Below are 17,169 nucleotides of genomic sequence, written 5' to 3'. Positions count from 1 at the left end.
TTTGATATTATTTTGTTATGTGACGTAAGTATAAATTATAATTAAATGATATTTAAATCGACAGTGGAGCGTAAAAAGTTAATGTTTTCACTAATTATTTACTTTTCGAAATATTTTATTCTTATATTTAAATGATTTTGTAATTTAAAATATATAAGCCATATGATATTTCATATGGCTTGTTTTTTTATGAGAAATAAGTTGATGGCAAATTAAAGGTTACCATTGGTATTTTACGCCAATTTTACCGAGGTATAGCGTTTGTTTATTATCATACCCTGACGTGATCCCATTCTTTTTTGGTGATCTCCATGTTGAAGGCTCGTAGGCGAGTTCACTCCATAAAGTCAGGGATGGTGTAGCTTTGTATTCCACGCGGGAGCCAATGCGGAAGCCATTTTTAATTTCCTGTGTTAAATAATTATTTTTGTCATAGGTATTTTCTTGTAAGAAATAACGTACATATGGTGTAATTTTCCAGTTAGGCTTAATGGTAATGGGTAAGTAAGCGCGAACTTGTGATTGTAAAAAGCGGGTACTGAAATTTTTATCCCATTGGTTATCAATATAAACAGTGAGTTTTGCTTTTAGTGCATCTGAGTATTTATAGGTCACGCCATATTCGGTTTCTGCTTCATGGCTACTGTCATTGAAATAATTACTGTAATAAAAATAAGAAAGCCAAAAATTAAAAGACCAATCATCGTTGAAGCGGTACTCACCGGCTGGGGTTAAGCCATATAAGCGATTCGATGAGCGCGCTTTGGCGTTGGGTTCGACATCGTTTGACTCTTTTCTGTAACGAAAACCAAGTTCTAAGTCTGATTTTGGAGTGTTGAGAATTTTTTTGATAGCATCAATTTGTGTACGGTTTCGAATGTAAGAATCCCGTGAAGTTGTGAAATTACGGCCATGATTCCTTAAGGATTCACGATGATCTAGGGTGAAGCGCCAGTCAGATTTAGGGTTGTATAACTTTAATTGCCCAACTGTGCTGATTTTATCGTAGACTTTATTTTTAAATGAATCACGTTGACCTTGGTATTCTTCTATTTCCAAATAGATATTGGTATTAACTCGCCAAGAGTCATTATTTAATTCAGAGAAACAAATTGTAGGGAATATAATTATGATGCTATAGATTAAACTAACTATATATTTCATATTTATCCTTCAGGGTAAAAGTTATTAATGTTAATTATCTAGTTGAGCGATTAGCGAGATAAATGTGTATTAACTTTTATAGGTTGTCTACCGTTATTATTTAATAAATGATGGATAGTATATATAAAGCAAAGTGCTAATAATCTATATCCTACTGTTATTATGGTTGTTTTTATTTATTTGGGAATAAACTTATATTTTTATTAATACTTTTCTTTGAGATTTTTAATCATTTGTTTGTTAATTGATTTTAAATTTAATTAATTGCTTATTGTTTTATTAAAAATTAAATTATAATTATTTATATGGTCTGGAATCATGGGAGGATAAAATTTTAGACATTGACTATTATTACTAATAGAGGCATTAATTAAAAAAAATAAAACAAAAAACCGCCAATATTTGGCGGTTAATCTCAAGGTATTAAAATAACCTTACTTGTTTTTTTTCGCTTCAGCGGCTGCTTTAACAATAACAGCAAAAGCGTCAGCTTTCAGAGAAGCCCCACCCACTAAGGCACCATCGATATCTGGTTGGGTGAATAGCTCAGCCGCGTTGCTAGCATTAACAGAACCGCCGTACTGGATGATAACTTGTTCGGCAATAGCAGCGTCTTTCTTCGCAATATGAGTACGAATAAATTTATGGATTGCTTGTGCTTGCGCTGGTGTTGCAGACTTACCAGTACCGATTGCCCAGATTGGCTCATAGGCGATAACGGCACCTTGGAAAGCTTCTGCACCTAAAGAATTCAATACGGCATCAATTTGACGAGCGCATACTTCTTCGGTTTTGCCTGCTTCGTTTTCAGCTTCAGTTTCACCAATACACAGTACTGGGATCAGGCCTTGCTCTTTTAATACAGCAAATTTCTTAGCGACAAATTCATCACTTTCGTTGTGATAAGTACGACGCTCTGAATGGCCGATAATGATGTATTTGGCGCCAACATCTTTTAACATTTCAGCAGAGGTTTCACCTGTAAATGCACCTGATAGGTTAACGTCAACGTTTTGTGCACCTAACGCAATACGGCTACCTGCTAACGCGTGTTTAGCTTGAGTTAAGTAAATTGCAGGTGGTGCAATAGCTACATCACAGCCATCAACGCTGCTTAGTTCATTACGCAAGCCAGCGACGAGGTCATTGACCATCTGTGTGCTGCCGTTCAGTTTCCAGTTACCCATTACCAATGGATGTCGCATGTTATTTCCTCCAACCAGAGAGTTTTAATGATTAATCAATAAGTTATTCATCACACGCTTATGTTACACGCGCAACGTGACAATGTTGTCGCCATTCACCTTCCGCATTATAAGAACAATAGATAATAATAGCTTTGCTTTTCATCATGCTTGTTCTTAGAGCGTGATCACAGTCAGTTTAGGGTGTTTGTTGTTCTAGCTTAATCGGTTCAACAGCAAAAGTAAGCACATTATTGTCACTTTTTACTAAAATATATCTTAAAGCCCCTAATCGCGCTTCTTCAGCGTGAGTCGCATTATTATTGGCAATAAATTTATTTAAAGCTTCTGTAAGTGCAGGGGCGTTGTCCAATGAAACTTCCGGGGCAAATATATGGATCATTGCAATAGTATAGTTTTCCATTAACTGCCGATTTTTTTGGGTTTCTTGTGGGTCATCTGATGGCAGTAATGTAATTTGTAAACTTTTAATTTTTTCACTACCGCGCTCTAACACTGCTGAGGAGTATATCTGTTGGTTAATACGAGACGCTGCGCGAATATAGGGCGCGGAGATATCTTGGCTAGCAATAACTTTATATTCATGGAGATATAAATCTTTATTAGCCTGATTGAATTGATTGCGTAATTTTGGAATGGTGAGTTCAAAAGAAGGGGCATCTGGGGCTAAGTAGGCGACTTTGAAATCGGTATCAGGCAAAGTGGGTACTTTTTGAGCGATAGCCAGTTGTGGCGCACTAAGTACAAAAATGGTTATGATGGCGTATACAGAACGAAATAAAATTTGGGTCATTTTTGAACCACTCATTTTTAGTTTTCCACATTGTATCAGGATAATAGGTAATGACATTACAACAATGGGCTTTTTCCTTCAAAGGCCGTATCGGTCGCCGGCCATTTTGGGTAGGTATTGCGGTCATTTTTATTTTAATGACGGCAGTTGCCCTGTTACAAAATGTACTGCTATTCTCTGAAACGCTTGCTATATCGTTATTTATTTTACTACTTTACCCTTTGGCCGCTATCTTTGTGAAGCGTTTACATGATCGTGGTAAATCGGGAGGGTGGTTTGCGCTAATTTTATTGGCATTTGCTCTCTTTTCAATCGATGTCAGTCAATTTGAACCTGTGTGGCAATGGGGTATAGGGCGTTTCTTACCCTTATTTATTACGATGATTATGGTGATAGATTGCGGCGCTTTTCTGGGAATGGAGGGTGTTAACCGCTATGGTGAAGAAACAGAAACGGTAGATTATCTATAGCGTCGATACCATATGCGCGAATACCACATAGAGTGAATACTACCCTGAAAATGCTTCAGGGTAGTGCATTGCATTACCAATATTGCTCACTAGATATATGGCCGGGTTTACGGCGCAAATGTTTAACCATTTGATGACTATTTTTTAATGTATCGCGAGTGTCCCTCACCATTTCGGGGTTTCCGCATAACATAACATGGCAGGTCTCAGTTGAAAGCGTTAGGCCAACCGCATCTTCGAGAGTGTGGCTTTCAATTAACGCAGGAACACGGCCATGTAGTGAATTTGCACAATGTTCACGGCTGACAACGGTAACTATTTTCAATTTCCCTTGGTATTGTTGTTCTAATGTTTTCATTAAGGGTAAATAGCTTAAATCTTTCTCATAACGGACAGCGTGGAGTAAAACGATTTTCTCGAAGCGCTCCAGATCTTTACCTTCCTGTAGGATAGACAAAAAAGGCCCAATAGCAGTCCCTGTTGAAAGCATCCACAGGTTTTTACATGGTGGGATTTCATCTAAAACAAAGAACCCCGTCGCTTCATCCGTAATTTGTAACGTATCATTAGGTTTTAGTTTAGCGAGTTTTGGGCTAAGTTTGCCCCCTGGTACAATGACAAAATAGAATTCGAGCCGGTCATCGCTTGGCGCATTCACATAAGAGTAAGCTCGTTGAACACGTTCTCCCTCGATTTCTAGTCCAAGTTTTGCGTATTGCCCTGCTGTAAAGGGTTTAATCGGGGCCTTGATAACAAGGCTGAATAATGAGTCGGTCCAAAATTTGGCTTCAGTCACTGTTCCTGTTACCCAATTAGCCATACATTCCACCTCTTTATAATTCAAATATCCACCGGCTAAAAATGACAAATATATAATTCGAATAACTCAAAGCACGGTTCACTAGGATTTAATACTAAAACAGTTCACTATTTATGCTTATCGATAACGTGTTCCAGTGATTTATTCTTGAAATGAGTGTTTTTTGAATTTTAATGTACAGTTATGTTGACAATACTGGCGAATATTACTGCCATTAATGAAAAACATAAAATGTCGCACTACTACGAAAAGATGACGGCTTTTGTTATCTTAGTCACACTCAAGCGAAACGCACTATTTGCCATTTATTTTAAATGACACAAAAGCTTATTTAAAATGACATCAAAGCGTGGAGCGGTATTTTATATTGATAATTAAGCACCTAAATAATTTTGCGTTATTACATTGAGATAATGCAGCGTTATTTTGTGTCTGAAAATAGGGTGTATTTGAATTATTGGATGTATCTGAGAGAAAAATGAGAAAGCTGGAACACTTTAATTTGCTATTAATGCTAATTGCATTGGCAGCGGTCGGTCAAATGACACAAACTATTTATGTTCCTGTCATTGCTGAAATTGCCACTTATTTTAATGAGCCTTCAGGTGCTGTTCAACAAGTAATGGCGGCTTATTTATTTTCTTATGGTTTTTCACAGTTAGTTTATGGGCCGTTATCTGACCGAATTGGTCGCAGACCTGTTATTTTAACGGGTTTAACGATTTTCTTATTTTCAACGATTGTGGCGATTTTTGCGCCAACATTAAATATACTCACTATAGCGAGTGGGTTGCAGGGCCTCGGAACGGGTGTTGCTGGTGTGATGGCAAGAACCATGCCTCGTGATCTGTATAAAGGCACAGCGTTACGTTATGCAAATAGTTTATTAAATATGGGTATATTAGTGAGCCCATTATTAGCCCCAATGTTCGGTGGAATATTGGCGCATTTCTGGGGGTGGCATGCTTGTTATATTTTCCTGTTTATCCTAGGTGCTTCTGTATTATTAAGCATGTATCGTTGGTTACCCGAAACGCGTCCTGTTTCACCTGAAAAACATAAAATGATTGCGTCATATCGGGAATTATTATCAAGCGGTTCATTTCTATCTTATTTATCCATGTTAGTCGGCGCGTTAGCTGGGATAGCCGTATTTGAAGCCAGTAGTGGTGTATTAATGGGCGGTGTTTTAGGGCTCAATAGTATTACTGTGAGTATTTTATTTATATTGCCTATTCCTGCTGCTTTCTTTGGTGCTTGGTATGCGGGGCGAGAAGGAAAAACCTTTTATAATTTGATGTGGCACTCCGTTCTTATTTGTCTATTGGCAGGCTTTATGATGTGGATTCCAGGTTGGTTTGGGATTATGAATACCTGGACACTGTTAGTACCTGCAGCGGTATTTTTCTTTGGTGCGGGGATGTTATTTCCCTTAGCAACGACAGGTGCGATGGAGCCCTTCCCTTATTTGGCCGGTGCGGCGGGTGCACTCGTGGGTGGCTTGCAAAATATAGGTTCAGGTGTTGCCACTTGGGTTTCGGCATTATTACCGCAGAATGGGCAGTTTAGCCTTGGGTTACTGATGTTTTTAATGTCAACGCTCATATTATTGTGTTGGTTACCTTTAGCAAAACGCATGAATCATTCAGAGCGTATGGTTTAATTGTGAGAAGGTCAGGCTGTAAAACACAGTCTGACCATTAGATTACGCACTTAGCAGTATAGCAGCATAGCAGCTTGCTTGTGTTGTGGAATTGACATTGTCGGTGAATAAAAGGAACTAGGTTCTTCTTCTGGTATTGATGATATTAGTTCTGGCAAAACACTTCCTGAATTAAATACTACTGGTCGGTTGTAATCTAGAAACTCAATATTTTCTGCTAATTGTCCGGTTGGGTTTTGATTATTTTGTTGAAGCCAAATCAACTTCGGTGCAACATGGTCTTGCAAGTGCTGGTCAATATGAATGAGTATTCCATCCAGTTTTAACCCAGGAGTGCTGTCTATCGTTCCTTTTATGGTTAATTGATTTTGTTGTACTGAAAAATACCAGCTCTCTACAGGTACTTTTTCTTGGATTTGTTTTTGCTCATTACTTGTCACCAGTGTCACCCAAAAAGAGTGTTGGCCATTAGATAAGTTTAAATCACTAATATCAATCTGCTGCTCAATATTTATATCTGCGATTAATGGTGTTTCTATCATTTGGTGGTGGATCGTATTTTCCAATAAATAGCCAGTTTTGTAGGTATTAAGGTGATTAAGAGCAATAAAGTTCATTGATGTATCAACTTGCCTGTCTTGCCCAAAGGGATCTGATAATGAAAAGTATTGTTGGTGTAGGCGACCATTTTCTACCCATTTGGCGCAGAGTGCGCTTTTTGATGTAATTTTGTCGATATTAATTTTACCTGTAGAGAAATCAACGACACCTTCCTCTGTTGCAGCCCAGAAGATAGGGGCACCTTGCCAATAATTATCGAGAAGTAGATGGGGTGGTAATGTGTATCCATCCCTTTTTGCTAATAGGCGATTAGCTAAAGAATTCGGGTTGCTATAGCGGGAAGTGAGCTGTCCAAGCTCTTTTTTGCGGTTCAATTCATGTATGGTGAATTGTACCAATTCGCCTTTATCTGCAATATTAAAACTCGTTTCGTGTGGAATTTGTAAGACTTCGGTTAATAAACCATTTGGCGTGGAATAAGTTACTGTTAAAGCATAATTATGATAAATGTAAAATTGGCGGCCAGTCCCGGTTTTTAGATTGTGGTAATTCGCAGGTAAGCTCCCCACCGTACGGTCAACGGTGATCGTACTATAAGGGTGAAGGGTATTATCCGCCATTTTAGCCGACTGGAGTTGTATCCAATAAATTGGTACATCGCGTTGATGAGGAAATTGCTCAATTTGTATCCGGTTATAATATTTTGAGTAATTCTGTTGAGTTAGTATGACCCATTGTTTTCTGATTTGATCCCAGCGCTGATAAAAACCATCCCCAGCAAATCCTCCATCTTCAATATCCAGCCCTTTCGTTTTATTACTTTGCCAGCGTACTCTTTTAGTTAAAAATTGGTGAATTTTTTGGTTGTAGGCATCTGCGTGCGGTAAAAACGCATCATAGGCATCACTGCTAAAAGGAACAAAATAAGAGAGCATCGTTGGGATAGCTTGTTTTCGAAAAGTATGGGGAGAGTGATAAGTAACGTAATATTGTCTAGATTGGTTATAAGCTGGTTTTTTACCGTGGTCATAGGGGTGGTAAGGGTATGCTGGCTGATTATTATGATCTTGCGAATTGGTATGCGGCAAGCCAAGGCCATGACCAAAAGCCTCATGGAACATCACGTTAGGTTCATGAACCCCACCTCCATGATTGCGGGACGCTTGCCCTAATAGCAAGTTATTGAAGCTTGAGGAAAAAATTTCAATCGCAGTATATTGATAGTCAGAATTAGCATTGTTAGCAATTTTATATTGTTGGCTATTATTGTAAGCCCAATGAACTTGTGCGTTAGTGTGATTGCCAATTTCTTTAGGGTTATCATAATGAGGATGAATAAACGGAATGGCGTTATTATTGGTGCCAGTCATATATGGCGTTAAGCTAGGGTGACTTACTGTGGCAGGAGAGCTATACAGTGTGAACTGCCCGATCGGTAAGATTGTTGCAGCTTCTTTTCCCCAACTTAGTGGTGATGATGAATAAACACCATGCCCTTGTTGGTATAAACTGTGGCTATCAACATGAACAATTAAGTGGTTATCAAGGGTGACATTGGGTGAAAATACACCATACTGGTTAGTTTCCTCTGTGATAATAGGTTTGCCATTAACAGTGATAATGATGTTGATATCCGGTTGTATCCACTCACCTTTTAGCGGGGCCGTAAAGCGTTGTTGATGCCAATCTTGTGCGGAGACATTGGGCTTGCGGGGAAGTGCTGTCAATATTTTGGGTAAATGGTCTGGCCCTGTAAGTCTTATTCGGCCTAATATTTTTCTTTCTTTATTACTGATAATCGCCTCAATATCGGGGGATTTCGCTGCGCTTATACTTGTTATTTCTAAATTCAATAATGCCCAGCGATTAGCCGTTAAGCTTATATGCTTATCTGTCATATTCTGCAGGTGAGTTTGCGCTAGTTGAATATTATGGATTTGCATATCGCTTGGTGTGGGGTGATAACGCCGTTGAGGTTCATGATAAACTGGGTTTTGAACGGAAAATATACGTTTCCCTGGAATACGATGTTGTGGTGCATTTTCGGTCTGTAGCTGAATTGAAATAGGCTGAGATTCCTGCCCATTAGGCAGTATGGCGATAAAATCAAACTGATCTGACTGGGTTTTAAATTTTGCGTTATTGGCAATATATTGCCACTCATTGGTAATATTATTTAACGTTAATCGACCAAATTTGGGCTGCTCAAGGATTTTGTAACCCTTAATATGAGGGATATTGGGTAGTTTTCCTGTTATAGCGCCTACGACCAGCTGATTTGGCAGCTCATCCGGGTTTTCTGTTACTAAAATAGGTAGGATTTGAGGAATCTGCTTTTGCTCATTATATCGGGAGGTTACTTGTTTTGTTTGTTTCAATTGAAATTGGCGAAAAATGATATTCTCCCCAACAAGTTTTAAGGTATTCTTTTCATAGCTGATTTTAACCGCAGGAAGCTGGTGTTCTACCATCATTCTATTAACATCGGTTTCGATTGAATGGGCAATCTTTTGCCAAGATGATGTTTCTGTAATTGGGATGTCATGTGAGGATAATATATTGTTATTATTGGTGTTTTTTATGGATGCTGAAAAATATTGACTGTTTTTTCGTAATTCATCTGTTAGCTTCAATGAGCTTATTGTGTGGGGTGGTAGGGTAATAATTTGTTGGAAGTTGTGATTTTCTAAGGTATTGCTGGCTAGCTCAATGTGCTCTACTGGGCGAAGTTCATTAATTAATTGTTGAGTAGAAGCTGATATTTTTTTTTGTTTATCTTTTACTATCAATAAACTACCTCCAGTGAGCTCCAACCAATGGCGAATGAGTTCGATTTGTTTATCATTGGCACTTTCGGGCAAGACTACGATACTATAATGGCGATGCCATTCCCCACTTGGCAGCAATAAATCAGCGAGCTGGGCCTGTGCTCTAACTTCTCCGTCGATCCATTCATGGGGTGAATTAAAGCTTTCTACAAATATGCCTTGCTTGGAATGGAACTTGAAACCAGAAAATTGAGATTCTGGTAACGTGCTAGCAATGTAGCTTTTTTTAGTTTCTCCTATAATTCGTGGCTTATTTATAAGCCAGCTAAATAGCTCATGAGCAGCTTTGCCCTCTTTTGAAAACGTAGGGTCAAGGCTTAAGTTTTTTAATAATGGTGAGTTATTATCAATAACTACGACCCTACCTTTATTTGCGTATAAGCCAATTTTTAATGGTTGTTGTTTAATATTGCTATCATATTGGTTTTTAATGGATGAAATGGGTTTATTTTGTTCTTCGTATCGGTTTTCCATAACCGTATCCTTTATTTATTTCTTAAAATATCAATAGGTAATTTTCCTCTTACTAGATAACTTTAAATAAATATTTATTGTTCTTCTAATTTATTATTAATCTGATTATTGATTTTATATTTATTAGTTAATTAGTTTTATGAAAAAGAAAGGCAGCACTTCAGTGCTGCCTTTGAGCGATTTGTTTTGAATTAAAAATTAACCGCGATCTTCCCATTCTTGAGCACGGGCAACCGCTTTTTTCCACCCTTCGTATTTGAAATTACGTTCTGTTGTTTCAATACCCGGTTTGAATACGCGCTCAATGGTGGCTTTACTTTGTAACTCATCAAGGTTACTCCAAAAACCAACCGCTAAACCAGCAAGGTAGGCTGCACCCAGTGCGGTGCTTTCTCGCACTTCAGGGCGCTCGACAGGGGTACCTAAAATATCTGATTGGAATTGCATTAAGAAATTATTAGCGACAGCGCCCCCATCAACGCGCAGTGCTTTTAAGCGTTCACCAGAGTCTGCTTGCATGGCATCAAGTACATCACGGGTTTGATAAGCGATAGATTCTAATGTTGCGCGGATGATATGGTTGCGGTTTGCACCACGGGTTAAGCCAAAGATTGCTCCGCGTGCATACGGGTCCCAATATGGAGCACCTAAACCTGTAAAGGCAGGAACAACATACACGCCATTACTGTCTTTTACTTTAGTGGCGAAATATTCAGAGTCCGTCGCTTCATCGATAAGTTTCAATTCATCACGTAGCCACTGAATAGACGCACCGCCGACGAATACTGCACCTTCAAGGGCATAATTGACTTCGCCTTTTGGGCCGCATGCGATGGTCGTCAGTAGGCCGTGATTTGAGCGTACAGCGGTTTCGCCGGTGTTCAGCAGTAGGAAACAGCCAGTGCCATAGGTATTTTTTGCCATCCCTGATTTAACACACAGTTGACCATAAAGTGCGGCTTGTTGGTCTCCTGCCATCCCTGAAATTGGAATACGTGTTCCGCCTTTCCCCCCAATGTTGGTTTGCCCGTAGACTTCGGAAGAAGGGCGTACCTCAGGGAGCATCGCTCGTGGAATATTCAGTGCTTTGAGGATTTTATCATCCCATTCAAGGTTGCGGATATTGAACAACATGGTTCGGGAAGCATTGGTGTAGTCGGTGACATGAACACGCCCTTGTGTCATTTTCCAAACGAGCCAAGTATCGACAGTCCCAAATAGTAATTCTCCTTTCTCGGCACGTTCACGTGCACCTTCAACATGATCTAAAATCCATTTTACTTTGGTACCGGAGAAATAGGGGTCAACAACCAGGCCGGTATTTTGGCGAATGTATTCCTCTAGATCACGGTCATTTTGTTTTAAATGCGTACAAAAATCAGCAGTGCGGCGACATTGCCACACAATCGCATTATAAACGGGCTTACCAGTGGCTTTTTCCCATACGATGGTAGTTTCACGTTGGTTAGTGATCCCAATCCCAGCGACTTCATCGGTACGAATATCTGCTTTAGCGAGAACTTCCACAAGTGTTGAGCTTTGTGATGCCCATATTTCCATTGGGTCGTGTTCTACCCAGCCTGGTTTAGGATAAATTTGGGTGAATTCACGTTGTGAAATACTGACAATATTTGCATCATGGTCGAGTACAACAGCACGTGAGCTGGTTGTGCCTTGGTCGAGTGCAACAATATACTTTTTCGCAATAGTGGTTTCAGTTGTCATAATTTAAGCCTGTTCCGAGGATTTGGTGTTTTTAACGGATAATTTTTCTGTTTTGGTCTCTTCTTCACATACCATGCAAGGTAAGTGGCGACCAATTAGTTTGCGATAGGCGAATGCGCCTAGCAGACCACCAACAATAGGTGCTGTCAATGGGACGAGAAAATAGGGAATATCGCGGCCACCGGTGAGAGCGATATCACCCCAACCAGCGAGATAAGCGACAACCTTTGGACCGAAGTCACGAGCTGGGTTGAGTGCAAATCCTGTGAGTGCGCCAAATGACCCGCCGATGACGGCAATCAAAATACCAATTAATAATGGAGCAAGTGGGCCACGAGGGACACCATTGCCATCATCGGTTAGGGCGAGTATTAAGCAAACAAGAATGGCAGCAATAATGACCTCAATAAAGAATGCATGAGGAACACTAATTTGTGGTGCAGGGTAGGTTGAGAAAACACCAGCAGTGAATAAGCTTTCTTGTGAGCCTCTAATGATATGGTGGACTTGGTCGTAATCGAAAAATACAGGGGAATACATTGAGTAAACTAAGGCGGCAGCAAAGAAGCCTCCTAGCATCTGTGCGATGATATAAGGGACGACTTTGCGTTTATCAAAACACGCAAATAGCCATAATGCGAGAGTAACGGCTGGGTTTAAGTGAGCACCGGAAGTACCTGCTGTTAGGTAAACGGCTAAAGCAACGCCGAAGCCCCAGATAATACTAATTTCCCATAAACCTAGTTGTGCGCCAGCTATTCTAACGGCAGCAACACAGCCTAGACCAAAAAATACCAGTAGCGCAGTCCCTAAAAACTCTGAGATGCACTGACCTGTGAGTGATGTAGTCGTCATTTGGCTCATATGTTTCTATCCTACGAAAATGAAAAATATTGTAATGTTTTTTTAAGTTAAGATTTTCTAATCGAAAATCATTAACTGTGAATTTATCGTTAAAGAACATAAACGAGAAATATCGAAATTGAAAAATGTGTGTTGCATCACTAAAGCGAAACAAAACAATCAAAAATAGTGATGAATTCGACCTTTGTAATGTGATCTGACCAGTGTTTTTTTATGAAGGTTATTACGATTCAGAAGGAAGGAACTGGACACAGAGGATCATGCTACTTACAATCGTGTAAAAGCTGATAAGGGAGACCAGAATTATGTCATTTGAAGTATTTGAAAAACTAGAATCCAAAGTCCAACAAGCGATTGATACAATCACACTGTTACAAATGGAAATCGATGAATTAAAAGATAAAAATGGTGCACTAAGCCAAGAGTTGGAAACAGCAAAGTCAGGTACGGATTCACTGGTGCGTGAAAATGAACAATTAAAACAAGAGCAGCAAGCTTGGCAAGAGCGTTTACGGACTCTGCTAGGTAAGATGGAAGAAGTGTAATTTCTCGTCATACTTCGCGTTGTAGGGGTGTTGGCTTCGTCTCTTCGCCCTAGTCACATACTTATGTATGCTCCTAGGGTCTTATCGACTTTGCCGCCTACCTACAACACGAATTATTTAGAGAAATGTTTGTTATATCTCACATTGTAGGGCGCTGGCTTCGTCTCTTCGCCCGAGTCACATACTTGTGTATGCTCCTAGGGTCTTTATCGACTTTGCCGCCTACCTACAACACGAATTATTTAGAGAAATCTTCATCACACCCCATGTTCTAGAGTATAAAAATAAGGGCTGCAATAATTTGCAGCCCTTATTTATAGAATTTTTAACGGATTACGCGTCGATATTGTCATCTTCGATAAAATCGTCGTTCTCAGACGGGATTAATGGCTCTTCAGAAAGAATAATGCCAGTATTATCGGCATAAAGGTAATCACCTGAGAAGAAAGTGACGCCGCCGAAATTAACGCGGATATCACTTTCACCGATGCCTTCATCTGGGCAACCTGCAGGCATCGCCGCAATAGCTTGAATACCGAGGTCAAGCTCCATTAGTGCATCCACCTGACGGACGGCACCATAAACCACAATGCCTTCCCAGTGGTTATCAACGGCGAGTCTTGCAATTTCAGCATCAATGAGTGCCTTACGGACAGAGCCGCCACCGTCAACCAGTAGAATGCGCCCAGTGCCGTCTTCTTCCAGCAAATCATACAGTAGGCCATTATCTTCAAAGCACTTAACTGTAATGATTTGACCGCCAAATGAAGTACGTCCACCAAAGTTGGAGAAAAGGGGTTCTACCACATTAACGCTTTCTTGGTAAATATCGCAGAGTTCGGAAGTATCATATTTCATAGGAGTTAGGTCTTTTTTGCTGCAAGAGGTAGCCAGTATATCCCTTTTCAACAGTACTTGGCAAAGTTAGCCGCCTAAAAATAGGCGGAAAAAGTCAAAAAAACGACAAATAGTGACTGTTATTTGCTCATTACAACGCCAATGGAGAATAAAACGTTGGTCACGAGTGCAGCTTTCACCATATTTTCGAGTAAAGGACGCATGCCTTCTGGGGTAGGGTCACTCAGAACGCGGCGTAAATGGTTCATTAGCATCGGTACGGCTAATAAAAATAACCAACCACTCCACCCGTGCAAGTAAATTAGGTTAAAAAATGCCAAACATAAAATTGCCGCAACAATAATAATGGTGTGATAAATTCGAGCTCCTTGGGGACCTAAACGTACCGCTAAGGTGTTTTTACCTGCTTTAATATCATTTTCGATATCACGCATATTATTGATATTCAGTACTGCGACAGAGAGCAACCCACAGGCAGTTGCGGGCAGGACAGTGATGATATTAAAACTATTAGCTTGTAAATAATAAGTCCCAATAACACTTAGCCAGCCAAAGAAAATTAAGACAGAAATATCCCCTAACCCTAGGTACCCATAGGGTTTTTTGCCAACGGTATAGGTAATTGCAGCAACGATAGCAATAAGGCCTAATGCGACGAAACCAATGGCATCCTCTGGCTTTTCACATGCGACAATAATTAATAGTAAGCCAGAAAGGCAGGCCGCTGTAATATTTAGCTTGAGCGCCTTTTTCATGTCCGCTTGCGTGATAACACCTTTTTGCATACCACGTAATGGACCAATACGTTCTGCTGTATCAGAGCCTTTGACTGCGTCACCATAGTCATTCGCAAGGTTAGATAAAATCTGTAATAAACCCGCCGTGATGAGTGCTAATAAAGCGACGGGCCATTTAAAATTATTAGTTAAATAAGCGAGTGCAGAGCCTGTCACAATCGCAATCACCCCTAAAGGTAGGGTTTTAGGGCGGAGACTTTCAATCCAAGCTTGTTTACGACTTATTGTTGTGGATGTCGACTGCATGCAGTTACCTATAATTCAAACTCTTTAGAGATGTGTTCTTAATAATTTAATAGCCCATCATATAGAGAGATACCTGAGTATTTTCAATGTAATGGGCAGAATATTTAATAGAAAAAAGTGCAGCGATAAAAGCTGCACTTTAGTCGATGTATATTAAGGATACATGAAAACCAGATAATTAATAAGATTATAAAATAAATCTACTCAGGTCTTCATCCGCCACCAGCTCATCTAAGTGCTGTCTGACATAGTCTGCATCGATTTGGATAGTTTGCCCGTTACGGTCACTGGCATCGAAAGAAATATCTTCCATTAAACGCTCAAGCACGGTGTGCAAGCGACGAGCACCAATGTTTTCGGTTGACTCATTGACTTGCCATGCGGACTCCGCAATTTTACGAATACCGTCAGTCGTGAATTCAATATTCACGCCTTCTGTTGCCATCAGCGCTTTATACTGTTCAGTTAATGAGGCATTTGGTTCCGTCAAAATACGCACAAAATCTTCAGTTGTCAGCGCTTGTAATTCAACACGAATTGGCAAGCGACCTTGGAGTTCAGGGATCAAGTCTGATGGGCTCGAAACTTGGAACGCACCTGAAGCGATAAACAGAATGTGGTCAGTTTTGACCATGCCGTGCTTAGTCGAAATGGTGCAGCCTTCGATTAATGGCAGTAAATCGCGTTGAACCCCTTCTCGAGAGACATCTGGCCCCGAGCTTTGGCCACCACGTTTACAAATTTTGTCGAACTCATCGATGAAGACAATACCATTTTGTTCAACTGCTTCAATCGCTTGTTCTTTTAGCTCTTCAGGGTTGACTAATTTAGCCGCTTCTTCTTCAACTAGCAGTTTGAATGCCTCTTTGATTTTCATCTTACGTGGCTTCTGCTTTTGGCCTGCTAAGTTTTGGAACATGGATTGTAACTGGTTCGTCATCTCTTCCATGCCAGGAGGCGCCATAATTTCAACACCCATAGGGGATGCAGCGACTTCAATTTCAATTTCTTTATCGTCTAATTGGCCTTCACGTAATTTTTTACGGAATGCTTGGCGAGCAGGGGAATGCTCATCCGTTGGTTCAGACTGCCCCCAGTTATTTTTTGCTGGTGGAATAAGAACGTCCAAAATACGCTCTTCAGCCATTTCTTCGGCACGATAGCGATTCTTTTCAATAGACTGTAAACGCACCATTTTAACGGCGGAGTCAGTTAAATCGCGAATAATCGAGTCAACTTCTTTACCGACATAGCCGACTTCAGTAAATTTAGTCGCTTCGACTTTAATAAATGGCGCATTGGCTAATTTCGCAAGGCGGCGAGCAATTTCAGTTTTACCCACCCCTGTTGGCCCAATCATCAAAATATTTTTTGGGGTGACTTCGTGACGTAACACTTCATTTAACTGCATACGGCGCCAGCGGTTACGCAGAGCAATCGCAACAGAACGTTTGGCTTTATTCTGGCCAATAATATGATTGTCGAGTTCGCTGACAATTTCGCGTGGAGTCATTTCGGACATACTAGCAATCCTTATGATTTTGAAGAAATTTCTTCAAAGTTGACATTATGGTTGGTGTAAATACAGATATCACCTGCAATAGCGAGTGCTTTTTCAGCGATCTCTTTGGCGCTTAAGTCTGTATTTTCTAACAAAGCACGTGCGGCTGATTGCGCATATGGGCCACCGGAGCCAATAGCAATTAAGTCATTTTCCGGTTGAACCACATCACCATTACCCGTAATGATCAGTGAAGTGTGTTCATCGGCGACAGCTAACAAGGCTTCTAACTTGCGAAGCATGCGGTCAGTGCGCCAATCTTTAGCAAGTTCAACGGCTGCTTTCGTTAAATGGCCTTGATGAAGTTCGAGTTTGCGCTCAAACAGTTCAAATAATGTGAATGCGTCTGCGGTGCCACCGGCAAATCCGGCAATGACTTTGTCGTTGTATAAACGGCGAACTTTGCGGACATTGCCTTTCATGACGGTATTACCCATCGTCGCCTGTCCATCACCACCAATTACGACCTGGCCATTACGGCGAACACTTACGATTGTTGTCATGAGTTAGCCCCTGGTTTATTACAAAAAAATGCGGTTGTATGTGATTTTCAAAAGAATAAATTCAAGTGATAGTTGTCTAATTAACTATCACT

The 17,169-nt window shown here is 40.3% G+C and carries 14 protein-coding genes; 3 read left to right on the top strand and 11 right to left on the bottom strand.

What is annotated here, in order from left to right; translation table 11 throughout:
- Positions 1-219: 219 nt before the first annotated feature.
- From P3L37_RS20475 to P3L37_RS20465, 3 genes are all read right to left on the bottom strand, one after another.
- Entirely contained in the window at positions 220-1,164 is a 945-nt protein-coding gene (locus P3L37_RS20475; protein WP_004907022.1) for an OmpG family monomeric porin, read from the bottom strand.
- Positions 1,165-1,598: 434 nt separating this feature from the next.
- The gene (gene tpiA, locus P3L37_RS20470) at positions 1,599-2,369 is read right to left on the bottom strand and encodes a triose-phosphate isomerase (protein ID WP_004907024.1); all 771 of its coding nucleotides are present in this window, start codon (positions 2,367-2,369) and stop codon (positions 1,599-1,601) included.
- A 178-nt stretch (positions 2,370-2,547) separates the two neighbouring features.
- Entirely contained in the window at positions 2,548-3,177 is a 630-nt protein-coding gene (locus P3L37_RS20465; RefSeq protein WP_181937089.1) for a DUF1454 family protein, read from the bottom strand.
- Positions 3,178-3,212: 35 nt separating this feature from the next.
- Here P3L37_RS20465 and P3L37_RS20460 point away from each other — a divergent pair, with 35 nt between their 5' ends.
- The gene (locus tag P3L37_RS20460; protein ID WP_004907027.1) at positions 3,213-3,632 is read left to right on the top strand and encodes a DUF805 domain-containing protein; all 420 of its coding nucleotides are present in this window, start codon (positions 3,213-3,215) and stop codon (positions 3,630-3,632) included.
- Between the two features lie 73 nt (positions 3,633-3,705).
- Here the strand turns inward: P3L37_RS20460 and fpr are convergent, their stop codons facing one another.
- Positions 3,706-4,452, bottom strand: coding sequence for a ferredoxin--NADP(+) reductase (fpr, locus tag P3L37_RS20455; protein ID WP_272667531.1), 747 nt, complete (start codon positions 4,450-4,452; stop codon positions 3,706-3,708).
- A 478-nt stretch (positions 4,453-4,930) separates the two neighbouring features.
- Between fpr and emrD the strand changes: the two genes are divergently transcribed.
- Complete coding sequence (gene emrD / locus P3L37_RS20450; RefSeq protein WP_004907030.1) at positions 4,931-6,115, top strand: multidrug efflux MFS transporter EmrD; 1,185 nt, start codon at positions 4,931-4,933, stop codon at positions 6,113-6,115.
- 50 nt (positions 6,116-6,165) lie between these two features.
- Here the strand turns inward: emrD and P3L37_RS20445 are convergent, their stop codons facing one another.
- The 3 genes from P3L37_RS20445 to P3L37_RS20435 all read right to left on the bottom strand — a co-directional run bounded on the left by P3L37_RS20445 (position 6,166) and on the right by P3L37_RS20435 (position 12,567).
- On the bottom strand, positions 6,166-9,978 hold the full coding sequence (locus P3L37_RS20445) for a hypothetical protein (protein ID WP_272667532.1): 3,813 nt from the start codon (positions 9,976-9,978) through the stop codon (positions 6,166-6,168).
- Between the two features lie 198 nt (positions 9,979-10,176).
- Entirely contained in the window at positions 10,177-11,703 is a 1,527-nt protein-coding gene (glpK, locus tag P3L37_RS20440; protein ID WP_115168153.1) for a glycerol kinase GlpK, read from the bottom strand.
- Between the two features lie 3 nt (positions 11,704-11,706).
- Complete coding sequence (locus P3L37_RS20435; RefSeq protein WP_004265297.1) at positions 11,707-12,567, bottom strand: MIP/aquaporin family protein; 861 nt, start codon at positions 12,565-12,567, stop codon at positions 11,707-11,709.
- A 305-nt stretch (positions 12,568-12,872) separates the two neighbouring features.
- On the opposite strand from P3L37_RS20435, the gene zapB reads away from it, so the two are divergent.
- Positions 12,873-13,112 (top strand): cell division protein ZapB, encoded by a 240-nt coding sequence (gene zapB, locus P3L37_RS20430; protein WP_004265299.1) that lies wholly within the window; start codon positions 12,873-12,875, stop codon positions 13,110-13,112.
- Between the two features lie 333 nt (positions 13,113-13,445).
- On the opposite strand, the gene rraA is transcribed toward zapB, so the two are convergent.
- The 4 genes from rraA to hslV form a co-directional block, all read right to left on the bottom strand.
- On the bottom strand, positions 13,446-13,970 hold the full coding sequence (gene rraA, locus P3L37_RS20425) for a ribonuclease E activity regulator RraA (protein WP_004907040.1): 525 nt from the start codon (positions 13,968-13,970) through the stop codon (positions 13,446-13,448).
- 119 nt (positions 13,971-14,089) lie between these two features.
- Positions 14,090-15,013, bottom strand: coding sequence for a 1,4-dihydroxy-2-naphthoate polyprenyltransferase (locus tag P3L37_RS20420; protein ID WP_004907041.1), 924 nt, complete (start codon positions 15,011-15,013; stop codon positions 14,090-14,092).
- A 187-nt stretch (positions 15,014-15,200) separates the two neighbouring features.
- On the bottom strand, positions 15,201-16,535 hold the full coding sequence (gene hslU, locus P3L37_RS20415) for an HslU--HslV peptidase ATPase subunit (RefSeq protein ID WP_004265302.1): 1,335 nt from the start codon (positions 16,533-16,535) through the stop codon (positions 15,201-15,203).
- An 11-nt stretch (positions 16,536-16,546) separates the two neighbouring features.
- A complete protein-coding gene (gene hslV, locus P3L37_RS20410) occupies positions 16,547-17,077 on the bottom strand; it encodes an ATP-dependent protease subunit HslV (RefSeq protein WP_004265304.1) in 531 nt (176 codons plus the stop codon).
- Positions 17,078-17,169: the final 92 nt, after the last annotated feature.

This window comes from Providencia sp. PROV114 (assembly GCF_032704305.1).
GTDB classification, from domain to species: Bacteria; Pseudomonadota; Gammaproteobacteria; order Enterobacterales; family Enterobacteriaceae; genus Providencia; species Providencia rettgeri.
The sequence above is the reverse complement of the archived record's forward strand: the minus strand, read 5'-3'. Positions and strand labels throughout refer to the sequence as shown.